Origin of the sequence: Catenuloplanes atrovinosus (assembly GCF_031458235.1) — a bacterium.
Taxonomy (GTDB): Bacteria; Actinomycetota; Actinomycetes; order Mycobacteriales; family Micromonosporaceae; genus Catenuloplanes; species Catenuloplanes atrovinosus.
This window is the reverse complement of sequence record NZ_JAVDYB010000001.1, coordinates 3,959,678-3,978,677: the sequence shown is the minus strand read 5'-3', so window position 1 is coordinate 3,978,677 and position 19,000 is coordinate 3,959,678. Positions and strand designations below refer to the sequence as shown.

Sequence of the window (19,000 nt, the reverse complement as noted above, 5' to 3'; positions counted from 1 at the left end):
GCGTCGCCATACCGTTGTCTGAGGTGCCCGGAAGGGTGTCCGAATGCGCACCTCAGAAAGCGGATCATGTTTGAATTTGCGGAGAATCTCGACGGCATTCTGTCGGGCGTCCTTTTCGTGCTCTGGTCGGTCGCGGCGTTCGCCACCGGCCGGGTGACCCGCGCCGCGGACGACGCCGCGCGCCGCCGCGCCGCCCGGCTCGCCCGGGTCCTGGTGCTGGTCGCGCTGGTGCCGACCGTGGCCAAGGTGGTCACCACCATCCTGCTCTGGACCGTGGCCTGGGACTTCGCGGAGAACCGGGTGATCGTGCAGATGCCGATCATGCTGATCCCGCTGGCCGGCGTGCTGGCCTGGTCGCTGCCGCGGCTGTGGGGCCAGGCCCGCGGCGGCCCGCTCACCGGCGCCACCGACCCGCGCCTCGTGGTGCCGGTCTACACCACCGCGGTCTCGGCACTGGTCGGGGTGTACGTCGGCTACGTGTCCCGGCCGGTCCCCTCCTACCTCGACGACATCCTCACCCACGCCACGCCGGTCATCGCCGCTGCCGCGGTGCTCTGGTGGTGGCGGGCCCGGATCCACCGGGTGGCCCGGGCCGGCGGTCCCCCCGTACCCCGGCCCGGGCGGTGGATCCGCCTGATCAGCCCCGCGCTGGTGCTCGTCGGCGCGGCCGTGCTGGCCGGCGGCGCGTCCGTGGCCAGCCGGGTGCCGGACCGGCTCAGCATGGCGAGCCACACCCGGGTCGACTGGGGCGGCGGGCCGAGCGGCGGCGACCACCATCAACGGACGGTCAGCGTCGCGGACCTGACCGGGCCGCGCGACGGCGAGCCGGACGTGCGCCTCACGCTCACCGCCGGCGAGCACGAACTGCGCCTCACCTCCGGCCGCACCGTCCGGGCGTGGACCTACGACGGCGGCGCCCCCGGGCCGGAGCTGCGCTTCACCCAGGGCGACCTGGTCGAGGTCACGCTGGTCAACCAGCTGCCGGACGAGGGCGTGACGATCCACTGGCACGGCCTCAACGTGCCGAACGCGGAGGACGGCGTGGCCGGCGCGACGCAGGACTCGGTCGAGCCCGGTCAGTCCTACGTGTACCGGTTCCGGGCCGAGCAGGCCGGCACGTTCTGGTACCACACCCACCAGAACCCGATCGTGGGCGTGCGCGCCGGGCTGTTCGGGCCGCTGATCGTGGAGCCGGCCGGCGGCGTCCCGGAGCAGCGGGAGATCACCGTGATGCCGCACGAGTGGCACACGGGCGACGAGATCATCCCGGCGTTCGGCGCGGCGGACACGCCGCAGACGCAGACGGTCGCGCCCGGCACCACGGTCCGGCTGCGCCTGATCAACACGGACAACAACCCGGTCTCCGACTCCCAGGCGCGCGCGTTCGTGCTCAGCGGCGCGCCGTACCGGGTGGTGGCGATCGACGGCGTCGACGTCAGCGGCCCGACCGAACTGACCGCGATGCGGCTGCCGGTCTCCACCGGTGGGCGGTACGACCTGAGCTTCACCATGCCGGCCACGCCCGTGCACCTGACGGAGGTGGGCAGCACCAACACCGGGCTGACGCTCACCCCGGGCACCGGCCCGGGCGAGGCGCCGCCGGTGGTGGACGAGACGCTGCCGGAGTTCACGCCGGACGGGTACGGCACCGCGACCGCCGCGCCGTTCGGGCCGGACAGCCGGTTCGACCGCGGCTTCACCCAGATCCTGGACGACCGGTTCGGGTTCTACGACGGCCGCATGCACTTCCTGCCGACCATCAACGGGCTGAGCTTCCCGGACGCGCCGACGCTGATGGTGCGCGAGGGCGAGCTGGTCAAGGTGCGGATCGTCAACCGCAGCCACCAGAACCATCCGATGCACCTGCACGGGCACCACGCGCTGGTGCTCACCCGCAACGGCGCACCGGTCACCGGAAGTCCATGGTGGACGGACAGCCTGGACGTCCGGCCCGGCGAGATCTACGAGATCGGGTTCCGCGCGGACAACCCGGGGCTGTGGATGGACCACTGCCACAACCTCGACCACGCCAACAACGGCATGTTGATGCACGTGATGTACGACGGCGTCACCTCGCCGTACGAGGTGGGGCACGACACCGTGAACCACCCGGAGTAGTCCGTCGCTCGAGCCCGCCTCGACCGCGGATGACCACACTGGGCGCCGAACAGCGAGAGAGGAGAACGAATGCTGACATGGACACAGCGTGCCGGCCTTCTCGTCGCTCCGGTGCTGGCGCTCACCGCGCTCGCACCCGGGGGCGCCGTGGCGGGGACGACGGGCACCGGCGGCGGGCCGCGCGTGGTGGCGGACGGGCTGGTCAACCCGCGCGGGCTGACCTTCGGCCCGGACGGCACGCTCTACGTCGCCGAGGCGGGTGCGGGCGGCGCCGGGCCGTGCATCCCGGGGCCGTACGAGTCGCAGCTCTGCCTGGGCGACACCGGCGCGGTGACCGCGATCACCCGTGGCACGCAGCGGCGGGTGCTCACCGGGCTGCCGTCGCTGCGCAGCGACGGCGAGGGCCTGTCCACGTACGGGCCGCACGACGTGGCGTTCGACCCGTACGGGCGGCTGAACGTGGCGATCGGGTACAGCACGAACCCGGAGAACCGCGCGCAGCTCGGCCCCGCGGGTGCCGCGCTGGGCACGGTGGTGCAGGCCGGGCCGCGCGGCTCGTGGCGGGTGACCGGCGACGTCACCGCGTACGAGCTGGCGCACAACCCGGCCGGCGGCCCGCTGGAGAGCCAGCCGTACGGACTGTACGCCGGCGCGCGCACGTCGTACGTGGCGGACGCGGCCGGTAACACGCTGTTCTCGGTGGACCGGTCCGGCCGGGTGGAACTGGTGGCGGTGTTCCCGGAGGAGCAGGTGCCGGCGCCGCCGGAGTGGGGCCTGCCGCCGGGTGCCACGGTGCCGGCCGACGCGGTGCCGGTGGCGGTCACCCGCGGCCCGGACGGCGCGCTCTACGTCGGCCAGTTGACCGGGCACCCGTTCCCGCGGGGCGGCGCCAAGGTGTGGCGGATCGTGCCGGGGCAGGCGCCCACGGTGTACCAGACCGGCTTCACCAACATCATCGATCTGACGTTCGACCGGCGCGGCCGCCTGGTGGTCCTGGAGATCGCCCGGTACGGTCTCGACTCCGCGGACCTGACCGGCGCGCTCTGGCGCGTCGAGCGGGACGGTACGCGGACGGAGTTGGCGAGCGCCGGGCTGACCACGCCGATGTCGGTCGCGCAGGGCCCGGACGGCGCGTTCTACGTGTCGAACGACGGCCTCGCCGCCGGAGAGGTGGTCCGCGTGCCCGCTTCGGGCTGAGCGGAGGCCGGGGTGGCCGTCACGCGCGTGACGGCCACCCCGGCGCAAGGGACACGAGACGGGGGCTGGGAGACGTGAGCGACCGTACCGACCCGATCCGGGTGGTCATCGTCGACGATCACGCCCTGGTCCGGGACGGCCTGCGGTGGGTGCTGGAGGCGCAGCCCGACATCGCCGTGGTGGACGAGGCCGGCGACAGCGACACCGCGATCGCGCGGGTGAGCGCGGCCCAGCCGGACATCGTGCTGCTGGACGTGGAGATCCCGGGCGCGGACGCGACCGAGACCGTCCGCCGCATCGCGGAGACCTCACCGCGTACCGCCGTGATCATTCTGAGCATGTACGACGGGCCGGCCCTGCTGCGCCGCCTGCTGGCCGCCGGAATCCGCGGCTACCTGCTGAAGAGCGCGGGCCGCCAGGAGCTGATCGCGGCCGTGCGCAGCGCCAGCGAGCCGTCCGGGTCGGTGCTGCTGTCCGTGTCGCGGGAGAGCCTGGCGCAGGTGCAGGGCGGGCGCCACGCGGGCCGGCTGACCGCGCGGGAGAGCGAGACGCTGCAGCTCGCGGCGCGCGCGATGACCAACGTGCAGATCGCCCGCTGGCTCGGCCACTCCGAGGCCACGGTCAAGCGCGACATGCGCAACATCTTCGCGAAGCTGGGCGCGGTCTCGCGCATCGACGCGGTCAACAAGGCGCTCGCCGCGTCGCTGATCAGCAGCCCGGACGACGACACCGGACGTCCACGCTGACACGCCGCCGGCCGGAAGGCAATGCGCCTTTCGATACCGGGCGATCCCCATTGGTGATACCCGATCCTGACCTGAAGTGCCTGTGCCGTCCGGGCCGCGGTCCATAGCTTCGTGGGAACGGAATTCGTACGTCACCACGGGGGATGCACGACATGGCGCACTTCCGAGTCCTGGGCCCGATCGAGCTGACGCACGACGGGCGAATCCTCACACCGACCCCACCCAAGGTGCGCACCGTGCTGGCGCTCCTGCTGCTCCGGGCCAACCGGGTGGTCACGGTGGACGCCCTGATCCGGGAGATCTGGGGCGACGAGCCGACCCGCAGCGCGGTCACCACCGTCCAGACCTACGTCTACCACCTGCGCAAGCAGTTCTCGCGGGAGCGGCTGGACGTGCCGATCGAGAGCATCGGCGGCGGCTACCGGCTGGTGCTCGCGCCGGGCCGGCTGGACCTGGACGCGTTCGCCCGGCTGCTGGACTCCGGCCGCGACGCGCTGCACGACGACCGGCCCGCCGAGGCGGCGACCGCGCTGCGCGCCGCGCTGGACGTGTGGCGCGGCGGGCCGCTCGGCGACGTCACGCTCGGCCGGGCGCTCAGCGCGCACGCCACCCACCTGGAGGAGCAGCGGATCCGCGCGATCGAGCTGCGCATCCAGGCGGACGTGGCGCTGGGCCGCGGCCGGGAGCTGATCGGCGAGCTGCGCTACCTGGTGGCGATGCACCCGCTCAACGAGTGGTTCCACCAGCAGCTGATCGCGGTGCTCGGCCGGGCCGGGCGGCGCGGCGAGGCGCTCCAGTCGTACCACCGGCTGCGCACCGTGCTCCGCGACGAGCTCGGCATCGACCCGTCGCCGGAGGTGCAGCGGCTGCACCGGGACGTGCTCGGCGCGGGCTCGAGCGGAATGCGATCCGCCGTCTAGGGACGGCCCATAGCGTCGGCGAAGACGCCCGATCGAGGAACGGGGGCACATCCCACCATGCACAGCAGGCACGATGACACCCGCCGGGTGGTGATCACCGGGATCGGCGTGATGGCGCCGGGCGGCAACGGGGTCAAGGCGTTCTGGGAGCTGATCACCTCCGGTCGCACCGCGACGCGGACCATCTCGTTCTTCGACCCGTCGCCGTTCCGCTCCCGGGTGGCGGCGGAGTGCGACTTCGACCCGGTCGCGGAGGGGCTCAGCCCGCAGGAGATCCGCCGGATGGACCGGGCGGCGCAGCTCGCGGTGGTCTGCGCGCGGGAGGCGGTGGCGGACAGCGGGCTCGACCTGTCCGCCGTGGACCCGCACCGCACCGGCGTGGTGGTCGGCACCGCGGTCGGCGCCACGATGAGCCTGGAGCGGGAGTACGTGGTGGTCAGCGACGGCGGCCGGCAGTGGCTGACCGACCACGGGTACGCGGTGCCGCACCTCTACGACTACCTGGTGCCGAGCTCGTTCGCCCGCGAGGTGGCCTGGTTCACCGGCGCGGAGGGTCCGGCCACCGTGGTCTCCACCGGCTGCACGTCCGGGCTGGACGCGGTCGGCCACGCCCGGGAGCTGATCCGGGAGGGCGCGGCCGACGTGATGGTGGCCGGCGCGACGGACGCGCCGATCTCGCCGATCACGGTGGCCTGCTTCGACGCGATCAAGGCGACCACGCCGCGCAACGACGACCCGGCGCACGCGTCCCGGCCGTTCGACAGCAGCCGGGACGGGTTCGTGCTGGGCGAGGGCTCGGCGATCTTCGTGCTGGAGGAGTTCGAGCACGCCCGCCGCCGCGGCGCGCAGGTCTACGCGGAGGTGTCCGGCTTCGCGTCCCGGTCCAACGCGTTCCACATGACCGGGCTGCGGCCGGACGGGCGGGAGATGGCCGAGGCGATCCGGTCCGCGCTGGACGACGCGCGGCTGGCGCCGGAGACGATCGACTACATCAACGCGCACGGCTCCGGCACCAAGCAGAACGACCGGCACGAGACGGCCGCGTTCAAGCGCAGCCTGGGCGACCACGCGTACCGGACGCCGGTCAGCTCGATCAAGTCGATGGTCGGGCACTCGCTCGGCGCGATCGGCTCGATCGAGATCGCGGCGTCGGTGCTGGCGATCCGGCACGGCGTGGTGCCGCCGACCGCGAACCTGCACGAGCGCGACCCCGAGTGCGACCTGGACTACGTGCCGCTGGTCGCGCGCGAGCGGCGGGTCGGCACGGTGCTCAGCGTCGGCAGCGGCTTCGGCGGCTTCCAGAGCGCGATGCTGCTGTCCCGGACCGGCGGTGCGGCGTGAGCGCGGCGCGGGCGGTGGTCACCGGGCTCGGCGTGACCGCGCCGAACGGGCTGGGCACGGAGGCGTACTGGGCGGCGACCCGGGACGGCCGCGGCGGGATCGGGCGGATCACCCGGTTCGACCCGGCGCGCTACCCGGCCACGCTCGCCGGCGAGGTGCCCGGCTTCGACGTGCGCGCGCACCTGCCGAGCCGGCTGATCCCGCAGACCGACCACATGACCCGGCTGGCGCTGACCGCGGCGGACTGGGCGCTGGCGGACGCGCGGGTGGACACCGCGGCGCTGCCGGAGTTCGGCATGGGCGTGGTGACCGCGGGTTCGGCCGGCGGCTTCGAGTTCGGGCACCGCGAGCTGGAGAAGCTGTGGAGCAAGGGGCCGGAGCACGTCAGCGCGTACCAGTCGTTCGCCTGGTTCTACGCGGTCAACACCGGCCAGATCTCGATCCGCAACGGCATGCGCGGCCCCACCGGCGTGCTGGTCGCGGACCAGGCGGGCGGCCTGGACGCGCTGGCTCAGGCGCGGCGGCAGGTGCGGCACGGCATCGGGCTGATGGTCACCGGTGGCGTGGACTCGGCGCTGTGCCCGTGGGGCTGGGTGGCGCAGCTGGCGTCCGGCCGGCTCAGCACCAGCACCGCGCCGGACGCCGCGTTCCTGCCGTTCGACGCGCGGGCGCACGGGTACGTGGCCGGCGAGGGCGGCGCGATCCTGATCGTGGAGGACGCGGACGCGGCGCGAGCGCGCGGTGCCCGTGCCTACGGGGAAATCAGCGGGTACGCCGCGACGTTCGACCCGCGGCCCGGTTCCGGCCGCGCGCCCGGTCTGGAGCGCGCGATCCGGCTCGCGCTGAACGACGCCGCCATGGCTCCGTCCGATGTGGACGTCGTGTTCGCGGACGCGGCCGGCGAGCCGGAGCCGGACCGGGTCGAGGCGGACGCGATCGCGGCGGTGTTCGGGCCCGGCGGGGTCCCGGTCACCGCGCCGAAGACCATGACCGGCCGGCTGTACGCGGGCGGTGCCGCGCTGGACGTGGCCACCGCGCTGCTGGCCATGCGGGACGGCGTGATCCCGCCGACCGTCAACGTCCGCGCGCCGGCCCACGGCGACCTGCTCGACCTGGTACGCGACGCGGCCCGCCCGGCCGCGGTGCGTACCGCGCTGGTGCTGGCACGCGGCGCCGGCGGTTTCAACTCGGCCCTGGTGCTGCGCGGCACCGCCTCTACCGAAAGGACGACCGTCCGATGACCGACGCGAGCCTGGCAGCCGCCGCGAACTTCGACGAGCGACAGCGGCTGGACGACCGGGAGCGGCAGATCGCCGTCCTCGGCAGCGCGAAGCAGATCTCCCACGTGATCTACGCGGTCAGCGAGCTGGCCGTCGCGGACCTGCTGGCCGAGCGGCCGCGCACGGTGCCGGAATTGGCCGCGGAGACGGGGACGCACACCGACGCGCTGCGCCGGGTGCTGCGCGGCGCCGCGTCCGTGGGCATCTTCGAGGAGCGGGACGGCGACGTGTTCGCGCTGACGCCGCTGGGCGAGGGGCTGCGCTCGGACCGCATCGGCGGGCTGCGGCCGATGGTGCAGTTCAGCAACACGGACCTGACCCGGCTGCCGTACGCGGAGATCCTGCACAGCGTGCGCACCGGCGAGCCCGCGTTCGACCGGGTGTACGGCATGCCGTTCTACGACTACCTGGCCGGTCACCCGGAGCACAACCGGTTCTTCGAGGGGTTCATGGCGCACTGGAGCCGGCGGCTGGCCGACCGGTTCGCCGGTGAGCTGGCGCCGGAGCGGTTCCGCCGGATCGCCGACGTCGGCGGCGGCAACGGCTACTTCCTGTCCCGGATGCTGCAGCGGCATCCGGCCGGCGAGGGGCACCTGTTCGACCTGCCGGAGGTGGTGGCGGACGCGGAGCCGGTGCTGAAGGAGGCGGGCGTCGCGGACCGGGTGACCGTGACCGGCGGCGACTTCTTCGCGGACGAGCTGCCGCGCGGCTGCGACGCGTACATCCTGAAGTCGATCATCCACAACTGGCCGGACGAGCGGTGCCTGGCGCTGCTGCGGCGGCTGCGCGAGACGATCGGCGACTCCGGCGCCACGCTGATCGCGATCGACCAGGTGGTGCCGCCGCTGAACCAGTGGGACCACTCCAAGATCATCGACATCGACATGCTGGTGCTGTTCGGCGGCAAGGAGCGCACGCTGCGCGAGTGGACCGACCTGTTCGCCGCGGCCGGCTTCACGCTCGTCAACACGCCGGCCGAGCGCGGCTGGGCGCTGCTGGAAGCGCGGGTGGCGGCATGAGCGAGCTTGCGAGCGAATCATCGGCTCAGCGCCGACCACGCCGGAACCGCAGTGGAGAGGAGCGTCCGGCATGAGCGAGATCGGTGTGAAAAATGGTGTGGCGACGATGATCAATGTCTTCCACGTGGAGCCGGAGGACCAGAAGAAGCTGGTCGCGCTGCTGGTGGAGACGACGGAGTCGGTGATGCGGCACGTGCCGGGCTTCGTCTCGGCGAACATCCACGCCAGCGTCGACGGCACCCGGGTCGTCAACTACGCCCAGTGGGAGAGCGAGGAGCACATCGAGGCGATGCTCGCGGACCCGGAGGTGCACCCGCACTTCGCGGAGGTCCGCGCGATCGCCCGGCCGGAGCGCGGCACGTACCGCGTCGTGTACGTCGAGGAGGCGAACCCCCGTGACTGAACGGACACAGGTGCTGATCACCGGCGCCGGGCCGGTCGGACTGTCCACCGCGCTGTTCCTGGCCCGCCGCGGCATCCGGCCGCTGGTCGTGGAGCGCCGCGCCGCGCTCTCCTCGATCCCGCGCGCCACCGGCCTGCACGCGCGCACCATGGAGCTGTTCCGCACGGCCGGGCTGGAGGACCCGATCCGCGACGCCGGGCTGAAGATCGTCGGGCCGGATCAGGAGACCGAGCTGGTCCGGGCCGGGCGGGCCACGCCCCTGGTGATGCTGGGCGCGCGGTCGCTGGCCGAGCTGCGGGAGTCGTTCGTGCTGGAGTCGCACGACGTGCCGTACGCGGACTTCAGCCCGAGCTGGCCGATCTGGTGCGGGCAGGACCACTACGAGCCGCTGATCCACGACGCGGCCGTGGCCGCCGGCGCGGAGGTCCGGTTCGGCACCGCGCTGACCGGGCTCAGCCAGGACGCGGACGGCGTCACCGCGACGCTGGACCAGGGCGAGACCGTGCGGGCGGACTACCTGGTCGGCGCGGACGGGGTGAAGAGCACGGTCCGCGACCTGGTCGGCATCGGGCAGCGCAGCCACGGTTCGGCCGGTCACTTCGTCAGCATCATCTTCCGCGCGAAGATCGAGCTGCCGGACGACGCGCCCCGGTTCACGCTGATCTACCTGATGAACCCGGCCGCGCAGGGGCTGCTGCTCTACATCGAGCCGGGCCGGTGGATGTTCGGCGTCAACTACTACCCGGAGCGCGGGCAGTCGCCGGCCGATTTCACCCGGGAGCGGTGCGTGGAGTACGCCCGGATCGCGGCCGGTGACCCGCACCTGGACGTGGACGTGGAGTCGTACACGCCGTGGGACGCCACCCACATGGTCGCGGACGGATACCGGGCCGGGCGGGTGTTCCTGGCCGGGGACGCCTGCCACGCGCACCCGCCGGCCGGTGGGTTCGGCGTCAACGCGGGCGTGCAGGACGCGCACAACCTGGCCTGGAAGCTCGCGGCCGTGCTGCGCGGCGAGGCCGGCCCGGCGCTGCTGGACACGTATCAGGCCGAGCGGCACCCGATCGGCGCGGCCACGGCGGACCAGGCGTGGATGCTGTTCCGCAGCCGGGGCCGGCTGGCCGAGGAGGACCGGGACCGCTACCGCGACTTCGTGGTGGTGACCATGGGCTACCGGTACGACTCGGCCGCGGTCGAGGGCGCCCCGCCGGACGCGGAGGTGCTGCCGCGCGCGCTGTCGTTCACCGGCGAGCCGGGCAGCCGGGTGCCGCACGGCTGGGTGGTCCGGGACGGCGCGCGGGTCTCCACGATCGACCTGTTCACCGACGACCTCACGCTGGTCGCGGCGCCGGGCGGGGGCGCGTGGGCGGACTCGGCCGCGCGGGTCGCCGCCGAGCTGGGCGTGCCGCTGCGTGCGTACCGCCTGGGGGTGGATCTGATCGACCCGGACGCGGGGTGGCAGGCCGCCGCGGGGCTGGACCACGGCGGCGCGCTGCTGGTCCGGCCGGACGGCATCGTCGCCTGGCGCGCCACCGGACCGGGCGCGGAGCACGACGTGCCGCTGCGCCGCCTCCTCGCCCGCTGACGAAGGGACACCTCGAATGGCATACCGCGCGCTCATGGTGATGCGGATGGACCCGGCGCACGCGGACACCGTCGCCGAGCTGTTCCGCGAGCACGACGAGGGCGACATGCCCCAGGTCGTGGGGATCAGCCGCCGGACGCTGTTCCGGCACCACGACCTCTACCTGCACCTGCTCGAAGCGGACCACGACGTGCTGGACAAGCTCTACGCCGCACGCTCCCGCCCCGACTTCCAGCAGGTCAACGCGCGACTCGCGGCCTACCTGCGCCGGTACGCCCCGGACGGCTGGACCGAGCTGCGCGACTCCATGGCCCAGCCGTTCTACACCTGGTCCGCCGACGAAGGGAGCCGGTTGTGACGAGCACGCTGACCCGACGCGACATCTCCGACATGATGCAGGCATACAAGAAGACCAGCCTGCTGCGTACCGGCGTAGGGCTGGGGGTGTTCGACGCGCTGGCCGACGGGCCGCTCGGCGCGGACGACCTCGCGGCCCGGCGCGAGCTGCATCCGCGCGGCGCCCGCATCCTGCTGGACGCGCTGGCCGCGATCGGGCTGGTGGAGCCGGTCGACGGCCGGTTCGCGCTGGCCCCGGCCGCGGCCGAGCACCTGGTCAGCACGCGGCCGGACTATCTCGGCGGCATGGTCAAGGTGATGTCCAGCGACTGGGAGTGGGACGCGCTGCGCGACCTCGACGGCGCGGTCCGGGCCGGCGGCACCGTGCTGGACACGCACGCGGAGACGCCCGGCTACCGCTACTGGGAGGACTTCGCGGAGTACGCCACGAAGGTCGCCCGGCCGACCGCCGAGGTGATGGCGGAGGTGCTCGCGCCGTGGGCGAAGGAGCGCGAGACGCTGGACGTGCTCGACGTCGCCTGCGGCCACGGCATGTACGGCTACACCATGGCCGCGCACAACCCGCACGCGCGCGTGTGGTCGCTGGACTGGGAGAACGTGCTCGCGGTGACGGCGCAGCACGCGGCCGCGATGGGCGTGGCCGACCGCGCGTCGTTCATCCCGGGCGACATGTTCACCGAGCCGCTGGGCGGGCCGTACGACCTGGTCCTGCTCACCAACGTCACGCACCACTTCTCCGAGCAGCGGGTCACCGAGCTGGTCACCCGGCTCGGCACCGTGGTCCGGCCGGGCGGCCGGCTGGTGATCGTCGGGTTCACCACCGGCGACGAGCCGCCCGCGCTGGACCCGGCGCCGTACCTGTTCTCCGTGCTGATGCTGGTGTGGACGCACGAGGGGGAGTCGCACTCGGTCGCGGCCTACGACCGGGCGCTCGCGGCCGGCGGGTTCGGGCCGGCCACCGTGCACCCGACCGACCTGCCGTTCCGCATCCTCGTCGCCGACCGGAAGGACTGACGGGCACATGCACCGGCAACCGGTACGCAAGGTCAGCGCCGCGGACGTACCCGCGATCAACCGGATCGGTGGTGACGTGCGCATCCTGCTCAGCCCGCGCACGGTCGACGCCACCGCCGGCTTCCTGGGCACGGTCACGCTGGAGCCCGGCGAGTACGTGGCCGAGCAGTACAACCCGTACTCCGACAAGTTCTGCTACCTGGTGCGCGGCGAGGTGACGATCCGGATCGACGGCGAGAAGGTCGTGCTCGCCGCGGACGAGGCCGTCATGGTCCGCCGCGGCCAGCGACACCGGATCGAGAACACCGGCGGCGAGACCGCGCTGCTGGTCTTCCAGATCGCGCCGCTGGCGCCCCGCCCCGAGCTGGGCCACGTCGACACCGAGGAAGTCCCGCACCCGGACGCCGCGCCGCCGCTGGTCGGCGGCGCCCCCACCACGGAGGGATCGTCATGACCACGTTCACGCTGCCGGACCTGCGGCGCATCCTGGAGACCTCGTCCGGCGCGGTCGAGGGCGTCGACTGGGCGGCGCCGGAGACCGCGGACGCGCTCTTCGGCGAGCTCGGCTACGACTCGCTGGCGATGCTGGAGCTGGCCTCGATCGTGCGCCAGGAGTACGGCGTCGTCATCCCGGACGACGCGGCCACGTCGATGAAGACGCCGCGGGACGTCCTGGACTTCGTCAACGCGCGCCTGGCGGAGGCCTGACATGGCCGGGCACACCGACAACAGCGTGCTCATCGCGGCGCCGCTGGACCTGGTCTGGGAGATGACCAACGACGTGGCGAGCTGGCCGGAGCTGTTCAGCGAGTACGCGTCCGCGGAGATCCTGCACCGCGACGGCGACACGGTCCGGTTCCGCCTCACCATGCACCCGGACGAGGCCGGTCGCGTGTGGAGCTGGGTCTCCGAGCGAACCGCCGACCCGGCCACGCACACGGTCCGGGCCCGGCGCATCGAGACGGGCGCGTTCAAGTACATGAACCTGTTCTGGGAGTACGTGCCGCGCGACGACGGCGTGCTGATGCGCTGGGTGCAGGACTTCGAGCTGAAGCCGGGTGCGCACACCGACGACGAGGGCATGACCGCCCACCTCAACCGCACCTCCCGGGCCCAGCAGGACCGCATCCGGGACCTGGTGGAGAAGGCCGCGGCATGAGCGAGCTTGCGAGCGAATCATCGGCTCAGCGCCGACCACGCCGGGACCGCAGTGAAGAGGGGGGTCCGGCATGAGCGAGCTTGCGAGCGAATCATCGGCTCAGCGCCGACCACGCCGGGACCGCAGTGAAGAGGGGGGTCCGGCATGAGCGAGCTTGCGAGCGAATCATCGGCTCAGCGCCGACCACGCCGGGACCGCAGTGAAGAGGGGGGTCCGGCATGAGCGAGCTTGCGAGCGAATCATCGGCTCAGCGCCGACCACGCCGGGACCGCAGTGAAGAGGACGGTCCGGCATGACGACCTCGGCTGCGGTGCCGACCGCGAGTCTGACCGAGTGGTCGGTGTGCGGGCGGTGCCGGTCCCTGCTCTACGGCCGGCGCCTCGACCGGAACCTGCGGGTGTGCCCGGAGTGCGGCCACCACGAGCCGCTGTCCGCGCCGCAGCGGATCGCGCAGCTGTTCGACGAGGGCAGCGTGCGGCCGCTGGACGTGACGGCGTCCACGGTGGACCGGCTCGGGTTCGTCGACTCCCGGCCGTACCCGCTGCGGCTGGCTCAGGCCCGGGACGCGACCGGGCTGGACGAGGCCGTGGTCTGCGTGCGCGGCACCGTGCACGGCCGGCCGCTGTTCGCCGCCGTGATGGATTTCCGGTTTCTCGGCGGCAGCCTCGGCACCGCGGTCGGCGAGCTGATCACGCAGACCGCGGAGCGGGCGCGCGACGCGAGCACGCCGCTGCTGATCGTGGCCGCGTCCGGCGGCGCGCGCATGCAGGAGGGCGCGCTGTCGCTGATGCAGATGGCCAAGACCGCCTCGGCGCTGCGCCGGCTGGACGAGGCCGGCGTGCTCACCGTGTGCCTGGTCACCGACCCGACGTACGGGGGCGTGGCCGCGTCGTTCGCCACGCTCTGCGACGTGATCATCGCGGAGCCCGGCGCGCGGCTGGGCTTCGCCGGCCCGCGCGTCATCGCGCAGACCATGCGGGCGGCGCTGCCGGAGGGCTTCCAGACGGCGGAGTTCCTGCTGGCCCGCGGCATGATCGACGGCATCCGGCCGCGCACGCAGCTGCGCGAGACGCTGGGCCGGCTGCTGCTCACCCGCGGCGACCTGCCCGGCGGCGGCGTGGCGCCGATCGCCGAGCCGGCCGCGCTGGCCGACCCGGACCCGTGGGAGCAGGTGCGGACGGCCCGGCACCTGGGGCGGCCGACCACGCTCGACTACGCCGGGTCGGTGCTGGACACGTTCCAGGAGTTGCACGGCGACCGCACCTCCGGCGACGATCCGGCGATCGTGGGCGGGCTCGGCCGGATCGGCGGGCAGCCGGTGATGCTGATCGGCACGCAGAAGGGGCACACGCCCGCGGACCTGGCCGCGCGCAACTTCGGCATGGCCACGCCCGCCGGGTATCGCAAGGCCGCGCGCCTGATGCGGATGGCCGCGAAGCTCGGCGTCCCGGTGCTCACGCTGATCGACACGCCCGGCGCCTACCACGGCATGGAGGCCGAGGAGAACGGCCAGGCCATCGCGATCGCGGAGAACCTGCGCCTGATGGCCGGGCTCCCGGTGCCGGTGATCGCGACGGTCACCGGCGAGGGCGGCAGCGGCGGCGCGCTCGCGCTGGGCGTGGCCGACCGGGTGCTGATGGCCTCCGGCGCGATCTACTCGGTGATCAGCCCGGAGGGCTGCGCCGCGATCCTGTGGAAGAGCGCGGCGGAGGCGCCGCGGGCCGCGGCCGCGCTCGGGCTGCGGCCGCGCGACCTGGTCGCCACCGGCGTGGTGGACGCGGTCGTGCCGGAGCCGGACGGCGGCGCGCACACCGCACCCGCGCACACCGCGAGCCGGCTGCGGGCGGTGCTCGTCCACGAGCTGTCCGCGCTGCTCACCCGTACCCCCGAGGAGCTCGTGGCGCGCCGGCACGCGCGCTTCCGGGCGCTCGGCGTCGACGAAGGAGGGACCGACCGGTGACGGACGAGCTCGACGAGGCCTGCACGAGCGTGGCGCGGCTGCTGGCGGCGTCGCCGGCGCCGGTGCGCCGCCTGCGCCTGCAACACGGCGACCTGATGGTGGAGATGGAGTGGGCGGAGACCGCGGCGCCGGAGGCGGCCCCGGCCGCGGTTCCGCGCGCGCCGGAGTCGTCCGACGCCGGGCTGGCGTACGTCAGCGCGCCGATGGTCGGCGTGTTCTACCGCGCGCCGAAGCCGGGCGAGGAGCCGTTCGTCCGCGAGGGCGACACGGTCCGGCCCGGCCAGCAGGTCGCGATCATCGAGGCCATGAAGATCATGATCCCGGTCGAGGCGGAGGCGGCCGGCGAGGTGGTCAAGATCCTGGCCGAGGACGGCAGCCCGGTCGAGTACGGCGAGCACCTGATCGCCGTGGCCGGCTGAGCGGGGGCGCCGTGTTCGAGTCAGTGCTCATCGCCAACCGCGGCGAGATCGCCGTCCGCGTCGCCCGCACCTGCCGGGAGATGGGAATCCGCAGCATCGCGGTCTACTCCACGGCCGACCGGGACTCCGCCGTGGTCCGGATCGCCGACGACGCCGTCCACATCGGGCCCGCGCCCGGCCGCCGCAGCTACCTGAGCCCACCCGCGATCGTGGAGGCCGCGCGGCTGGCCGGCGCCGAGGCGGTCCACCCCGGTTACGGCTTCCTCTCCGAGGACCCGGACTTCGCGGAGATCTGCGCGGCCAACGACCTCACGTTCATCGGCCCGCCGCCGGACGTGATGGCGCGGCTCGCCGACAAGGCCCGCACCCGCGCGCTGATGGCCGCGGCCGGCCTGCCGATCCTGCCCGGCACCACGCACGCGGTGGAGACGCCGGCCGAGGCGCGCGAGACCGCGGACCGGATCGGCCTCCCCGTGATCATCAAGGCGGTCGCCGGCGGTGGTGGCCGCGGCGTCCGGGTGGTCCGCGACGCGGGCGAGCTGACCACCGGATACCTCGAGTCGCGCGCGGCCGCACAGGCGCTGTTCGGCGACAGCCGGGTCTACCTCGAACGGTTCCTGGAGTCCGCCCGCCACGTCGAGGTCCAGGTGCTCGCGGACACCCACGGCGGCGTCATCCACCTGGGCGAGCGCGACTGCTCGGTGCAGCGCCGGCACCAGAAGCTGATCGAGGAGTCACCCGCGCCCGGCCTTCCGGACGAGCTGCTGGACCGGATCCGCACGGCCGCGGTCACCGGCGCCCGCGCGGCCGGCTACGTGGGCGCGGGCACGTTCGAGTTCCTGGTCGGGCGGGAGAACGACTTCCACCTGATGGAGGTCAACTGCCGGCTCCAGGTCGAGCACCCGGTCACCGAGATGGTCACCGGCGTCGACCTGGTCCGCGAGCAGATCCTGATCGCGGCCGGCGAACGCATGACGCTGCGCCAGGAGGACGTGCGGCTCGACGGCGTGGCGATCGAGTGCCGGGTCAACGCGGAGGACCCGGCGCGCGACTTCCTGCCCACGCCCGGCGTGGTCACCACGTTCCTGCCGCCGGGCGGGCAGTTCGTCCGCGTGGACACGCACGGGTACGCCGGCTACCGGGTGCCGCCGGACTACGACTCGCTGCTGGCCAAGGTGATCGCCTGGGCGCCGGACCGGGAGCAGGCGATGGCCCGCATGCGGCGCGCGCTCGGCGAGTTCGGCATCGAGGGGCAGGGCGTGCGCACCACCGCGCCGTACCTGCGCGACCTCATCGACCACCCGCTGTTCCGTACCGCCAAGCACGACACGGGTTTGATCTCTTAGGGGGACCGTCATGCGCCTGTTCACGTCCGAGTCGGTGACCGAGGGGCACCCGGACAAGATCGCTGACCAGATCAGCGACGGCATCCTGGACGCGCTGCTCGCGGACGATCCGCGCAGCCGCGTCGCGGTGGAGACGCTGATTACTACCGGTCAGGTGCACGTGGCCGGCGAGGTGACCACCCGGGCGTACGCGGACATCCCGGCCATCGTCCGCGACGTCGTGCTCGGCATCGGGTACGACTCGTCCGCCAAGGGCTTCGACGGCGCCTCCTGCGGCGTCAGCGTGTCCATCGGCGCGCAGTCGCCGGACATCGCGCGCGGCGTCGACACCGCGGTCGAGCGCCGGGAGGACGGCTCCGCCGAGGAACTGGACGCGCAGGGCGCCGGCGATCAGGGCATGATGTTCGGCTTCGCCTGCGCGGAGACGCCGGAGCTGATGCCGCTGCCGATCGCGCTGGCCCACCGGATGGCGCGCCGGCTCGCGGAGGTGCGCCGGGACGGGTCCGTGCCGTACCTGCGGCCGGACGGCAAGACCCAGGTCACCGTGGGTTACGACGGCGCGCGGCCGGTGCGGCTGGAGACGGTGGTGGTCTCCAGCCAGCACGCGCCGGAGGTGTCGCTGGACGGGCTGCTCGTGCCGGACGTGCGGGAGCGGGTGGTGGAGCCGGTGCTGGCCTCGCTGGACCTGGACGTGGCCGGGTACCGGCTGCTGGTCAACCCGACCGGGCGGTTCGAGATCGGCGGGCCGATGGGGGACGCGGGACTGACCGGACGGAAGATCATCGTCGATACGTACGGCGGATACGCGCGGCACGGGGGAGGGGCGTTCTCGGGCAAGGACCCGTCGAAGGTGGACCGGTCGGGGGCGTACGCGATGCGGTGGGTCGCCAAGAACGTGGTGGCGGCGGGGCTGGCGGAGCGGTGCGAGACGCAGGTGGCGTACGCGATCGGCCGCGCGCACCCGGTGAGCGTGTCGGTGGAGACGTTCGGGACGGAGAACGTGCCGGCGGAGCGGATCGAGCGGGCGATCACGGAGGTCTTCGACCTGCGCCCGGCCGCGATCATCCGCGACCTGGACCTGCTGCGGCCGATCTACCGGCAGACGGCCGCTTACGGGCACTTCGGGCGCGACCTGCTGCCGTGGGAGGGGACGGAGCGGGCCCAGGACCTCAAGAGCGCGGTGGGCGGTTAAGGGGGTACGCCGGCCCGGTCAGCCGAGGATCTCCCGCAGCCGGGCGGCGAACTCCGGCGGCTTGCCCGCGTAGCCGTGCTCGCCGCCCATGAACCCGCCGTGATGGCTCGGGAACATCGCGGCCTCCTGGCCCAGCAGGCGGGCCAGCGCGACCGCGGTCCGCCCGGTGTAGGTGTCGCCGGTCTCCTCGCCCACCGCGATCACCACCCGGGCCGGCGCCGCCGTCAGCGCCGCCACGTCCGGCCGGTAGTCGGAGACCGCCCACGACGCCTTCGACAGCAGCGGGTCCTCCCGCGTGCCGTCGTCGTCCGCCGGCATGCCGAACGCGGCCGGGTCCGGCGCCGGCTGCGCGAAGTACGCCTCGGTGAACTCGCCCTGCCAGGAGGTCATCGCCACGAACGCGGCCATGCCGGCGCCCCAGCCGCCCTTCTGGTACGCCTGGTGGAACCCGTCCCGCGCCCGCTCCGCCGCCTCCGCGTCCGGCAGCACCGCGTTGATCGGCGGCTCGTGCGCCACCAGCGTGACCACGTCACCCGGGTGCCGCGTGACCAGCTCCAGCCCGGTGACGGCGCCCCCGCTGCTGCCGAACAGCTCGACCGGTCCCGCGCCGAGCGCCTCGATCAGCAGGTGCAGATCCTCCGCCTGCCGCTGCGGGGTGTGGTCGGTCCGGCCGTCCGTGCGGGTGCTGCGCCCCAGGCCGCGCGGGTCGTAGGTGACCACGGTCCGGTCGGTGAAGTGCCCGGCGAGCGCCTGGAACCCGTCGGCGGTCATCGGCTGGCCGATCATCAGCAGCGGCGGTCGCCCGTCCGCGGCCGGCAGCGGCCCGCGCACGTCGTAGACCAGTTCCGCGCCCGGCACCCCGAGCGTCCGCGTCTCCGTCGTCGTCATGGCGCCGAGCCTACGTCCGCGACCACTCCCCGGTGTGCCCGAACCTGAGCGCTACG

19 protein-coding genes are annotated in these 19,000 nt (G+C 73.6%); 18 read left to right on the top strand and 1 reads right to left on the bottom strand.

Features of this window, described 5'->3' with window-relative positions:
- The first annotated feature begins 66 nt into the window (after nt 1-66).
- The 18 genes from J2S41_RS17870 to metK all read left to right on the top strand — a co-directional run bounded on the left by J2S41_RS17870 (nt 67) and on the right by metK (nt 18,056).
- Nucleotides 67-2,118: a multicopper oxidase family protein gene (locus J2S41_RS17870; RefSeq protein WP_310369015.1), complete on the top strand. Its 2,052-nt coding sequence runs from the start codon at nt 67-69 to the stop codon at nt 2,116-2,118.
- Between the two features lie 69 nt (nt 2,119-2,187).
- Nucleotides 2,188-3,315, top strand: coding sequence for a ScyD/ScyE family protein (locus tag J2S41_RS17865; RefSeq protein ID WP_310369014.1), 1,128 nt, complete (start codon nt 2,188-2,190; stop codon nt 3,313-3,315).
- A 74-nt stretch (nt 3,316-3,389) separates the two neighbouring features.
- The gene (locus J2S41_RS17860; protein ID WP_310369013.1) at nt 3,390-4,061 is read left to right on the top strand and encodes a response regulator transcription factor; all 672 of its coding nucleotides are present in this window, start codon (nt 3,390-3,392) and stop codon (nt 4,059-4,061) included.
- A 152-nt stretch (nt 4,062-4,213) separates the two neighbouring features.
- Nucleotides 4,214-4,981 (top strand): AfsR/SARP family transcriptional regulator, encoded by a 768-nt coding sequence (locus J2S41_RS17855; protein ID WP_310369012.1) that lies wholly within the window; start codon nt 4,214-4,216, stop codon nt 4,979-4,981.
- Between the two features lie 57 nt (nt 4,982-5,038).
- A complete protein-coding gene (locus J2S41_RS17850; RefSeq protein WP_310369011.1) occupies nt 5,039-6,322 on the top strand; it encodes a beta-ketoacyl-[acyl-carrier-protein] synthase family protein in 1,284 nt (427 codons plus the stop codon).
- On the top strand, nt 6,319-7,563 hold the full coding sequence (locus tag J2S41_RS17845) for a ketosynthase chain-length factor (protein WP_310369010.1): 1,245 nt from the start codon (nt 6,319-6,321) through the stop codon (nt 7,561-7,563). Before J2S41_RS17850 ends, J2S41_RS17845 begins: the two co-directional genes overlap by 4 nt.
- Nucleotides 7,560-8,621, top strand: coding sequence for a methyltransferase (locus J2S41_RS17840; RefSeq protein WP_310369009.1), 1,062 nt, complete (start codon nt 7,560-7,562; stop codon nt 8,619-8,621). Before J2S41_RS17845 ends, J2S41_RS17840 begins: the two co-directional genes overlap by 4 nt.
- Nucleotides 8,622-8,691: 70 nt before the next feature.
- Complete coding sequence (locus J2S41_RS17835) at nt 8,692-9,024, top strand: antibiotic biosynthesis monooxygenase family protein (protein WP_310369008.1); 333 nt, start codon at nt 8,692-8,694, stop codon at nt 9,022-9,024.
- Nucleotides 9,017-10,609: an FAD-dependent oxidoreductase gene (locus J2S41_RS17830; RefSeq protein ID WP_310369007.1), complete on the top strand. Its 1,593-nt coding sequence runs from the start codon at nt 9,017-9,019 to the stop codon at nt 10,607-10,609. The genes J2S41_RS17835 and J2S41_RS17830 overlap by 8 nt, the downstream gene beginning before the upstream one ends.
- A gap of 16 nt (nt 10,610-10,625) precedes the next feature.
- Nucleotides 10,626-10,967 (top strand): TcmI family type II polyketide cyclase, encoded by a 342-nt coding sequence (locus tag J2S41_RS17825; RefSeq protein ID WP_310369006.1) that lies wholly within the window; start codon nt 10,626-10,628, stop codon nt 10,965-10,967.
- Nucleotides 10,964-11,980 (top strand): class I SAM-dependent methyltransferase, encoded by a 1,017-nt coding sequence (locus J2S41_RS17820; RefSeq protein ID WP_310369005.1) that lies wholly within the window; start codon nt 10,964-10,966, stop codon nt 11,978-11,980. The genes J2S41_RS17825 and J2S41_RS17820 overlap by 4 nt, the downstream gene beginning before the upstream one ends.
- Before the next feature lie 7 nt (nt 11,981-11,987).
- Complete coding sequence (locus tag J2S41_RS17815; RefSeq protein ID WP_310369004.1) at nt 11,988-12,434, top strand: cupin domain-containing protein; 447 nt, start codon at nt 11,988-11,990, stop codon at nt 12,432-12,434.
- Entirely contained in the window at nt 12,431-12,688 is a 258-nt protein-coding gene (locus J2S41_RS17810; RefSeq protein ID WP_310369003.1) for an acyl carrier protein, read from the top strand. The genes J2S41_RS17815 and J2S41_RS17810 overlap by 4 nt, the downstream gene beginning before the upstream one ends.
- Before the next feature lies 1 nt (nt 12,689).
- Nucleotides 12,690-13,139: an SRPBCC family protein gene (locus tag J2S41_RS17805; RefSeq protein WP_310369002.1), complete on the top strand. Its 450-nt coding sequence runs from the start codon at nt 12,690-12,692 to the stop codon at nt 13,137-13,139.
- A gap of 292 nt (nt 13,140-13,431) precedes the next feature.
- Nucleotides 13,432-15,099 (top strand): acetyl-CoA carboxylase carboxyltransferase subunit alpha, encoded by a 1,668-nt coding sequence (locus J2S41_RS17800; RefSeq protein WP_310369001.1) that lies wholly within the window; start codon nt 13,432-13,434, stop codon nt 15,097-15,099.
- The gene (locus tag J2S41_RS17795) at nt 15,096-15,518 is read left to right on the top strand and encodes an acetyl-CoA carboxylase biotin carboxyl carrier protein (RefSeq protein WP_310369000.1); all 423 of its coding nucleotides are present in this window, start codon (nt 15,096-15,098) and stop codon (nt 15,516-15,518) included. Before J2S41_RS17800 ends, J2S41_RS17795 begins: the two co-directional genes overlap by 4 nt.
- An 11-nt stretch (nt 15,519-15,529) precedes the next feature.
- On the top strand, nt 15,530-16,864 hold the full coding sequence (locus tag J2S41_RS17790) for an acetyl-CoA carboxylase biotin carboxylase subunit (RefSeq protein WP_310368999.1): 1,335 nt from the start codon (nt 15,530-15,532) through the stop codon (nt 16,862-16,864).
- A gap of 10 nt (nt 16,865-16,874) precedes the next feature.
- A complete protein-coding gene (gene metK / locus J2S41_RS17785) occupies nt 16,875-18,056 on the top strand; it encodes a methionine adenosyltransferase (protein ID WP_310368998.1) in 1,182 nt (393 codons plus the stop codon).
- A gap of 18 nt (nt 18,057-18,074) precedes the next feature.
- Here the strand turns inward: metK and J2S41_RS17780 are convergent, their stop codons facing one another.
- Entirely contained in the window at nt 18,075-18,944 is an 870-nt protein-coding gene (locus tag J2S41_RS17780) for an alpha/beta fold hydrolase (protein ID WP_310368997.1), read from the bottom strand.
- Between the last annotated feature and the right edge of the window lie 56 nt (nt 18,945-19,000).

Bases quoted from the DNA above. Each gene is read 5' to 3' on its own strand.
- J2S41_RS17870 (WP_310369015.1), top strand. From the start codon at position 67: ATGTTTGAATTTGCGGAGAATCTCGACGGCATTCTGTCGGGCGTCCTT.
- J2S41_RS17865 (WP_310369014.1), top strand. From the start codon at position 2,188: ATGCTGACATGGACACAGCGTGCCGGCCTTCTCGTCGCTCCGGTGCTG.
- J2S41_RS17855 (WP_310369012.1), top strand. From the start codon at position 4,214: ATGGCGCACTTCCGAGTCCTGGGCCCGATCGAGCTGACGCACGACGGG.
- J2S41_RS17850 (WP_310369011.1), top strand. From the start codon at position 5,039: ATGCACAGCAGGCACGATGACACCCGCCGGGTGGTGATCACCGGGATC.
- J2S41_RS17840 (WP_310369009.1), top strand. From the start codon at position 7,560: ATGACCGACGCGAGCCTGGCAGCCGCCGCGAACTTCGACGAGCGACAG.
- J2S41_RS17835 (WP_310369008.1), top strand. From the start codon at position 8,692: ATGAGCGAGATCGGTGTGAAAAATGGTGTGGCGACGATGATCAATGTC.
- J2S41_RS17825 (WP_310369006.1), top strand. From the start codon at position 10,626: ATGGCATACCGCGCGCTCATGGTGATGCGGATGGACCCGGCGCACGCG.
- J2S41_RS17815 (WP_310369004.1), top strand. From the start codon at position 11,988: ATGCACCGGCAACCGGTACGCAAGGTCAGCGCCGCGGACGTACCCGCG.
- J2S41_RS17810 (WP_310369003.1), top strand. From the start codon at position 12,431: ATGACCACGTTCACGCTGCCGGACCTGCGGCGCATCCTGGAGACCTCG.
- J2S41_RS17805 (WP_310369002.1), top strand. From the start codon at position 12,690: ATGGCCGGGCACACCGACAACAGCGTGCTCATCGCGGCGCCGCTGGAC.
- J2S41_RS17800 (WP_310369001.1), top strand. From the start codon at position 13,432: ATGACGACCTCGGCTGCGGTGCCGACCGCGAGTCTGACCGAGTGGTCG.
- metK (WP_310368998.1), top strand. From the start codon at position 16,875: ATGCGCCTGTTCACGTCCGAGTCGGTGACCGAGGGGCACCCGGACAAG.
- J2S41_RS17780 (WP_310368997.1), bottom strand. From the start codon at position 18,944: ATGACGACGACGGAGACGCGGACGCTCGGGGTGCCGGGCGCGGAACTG.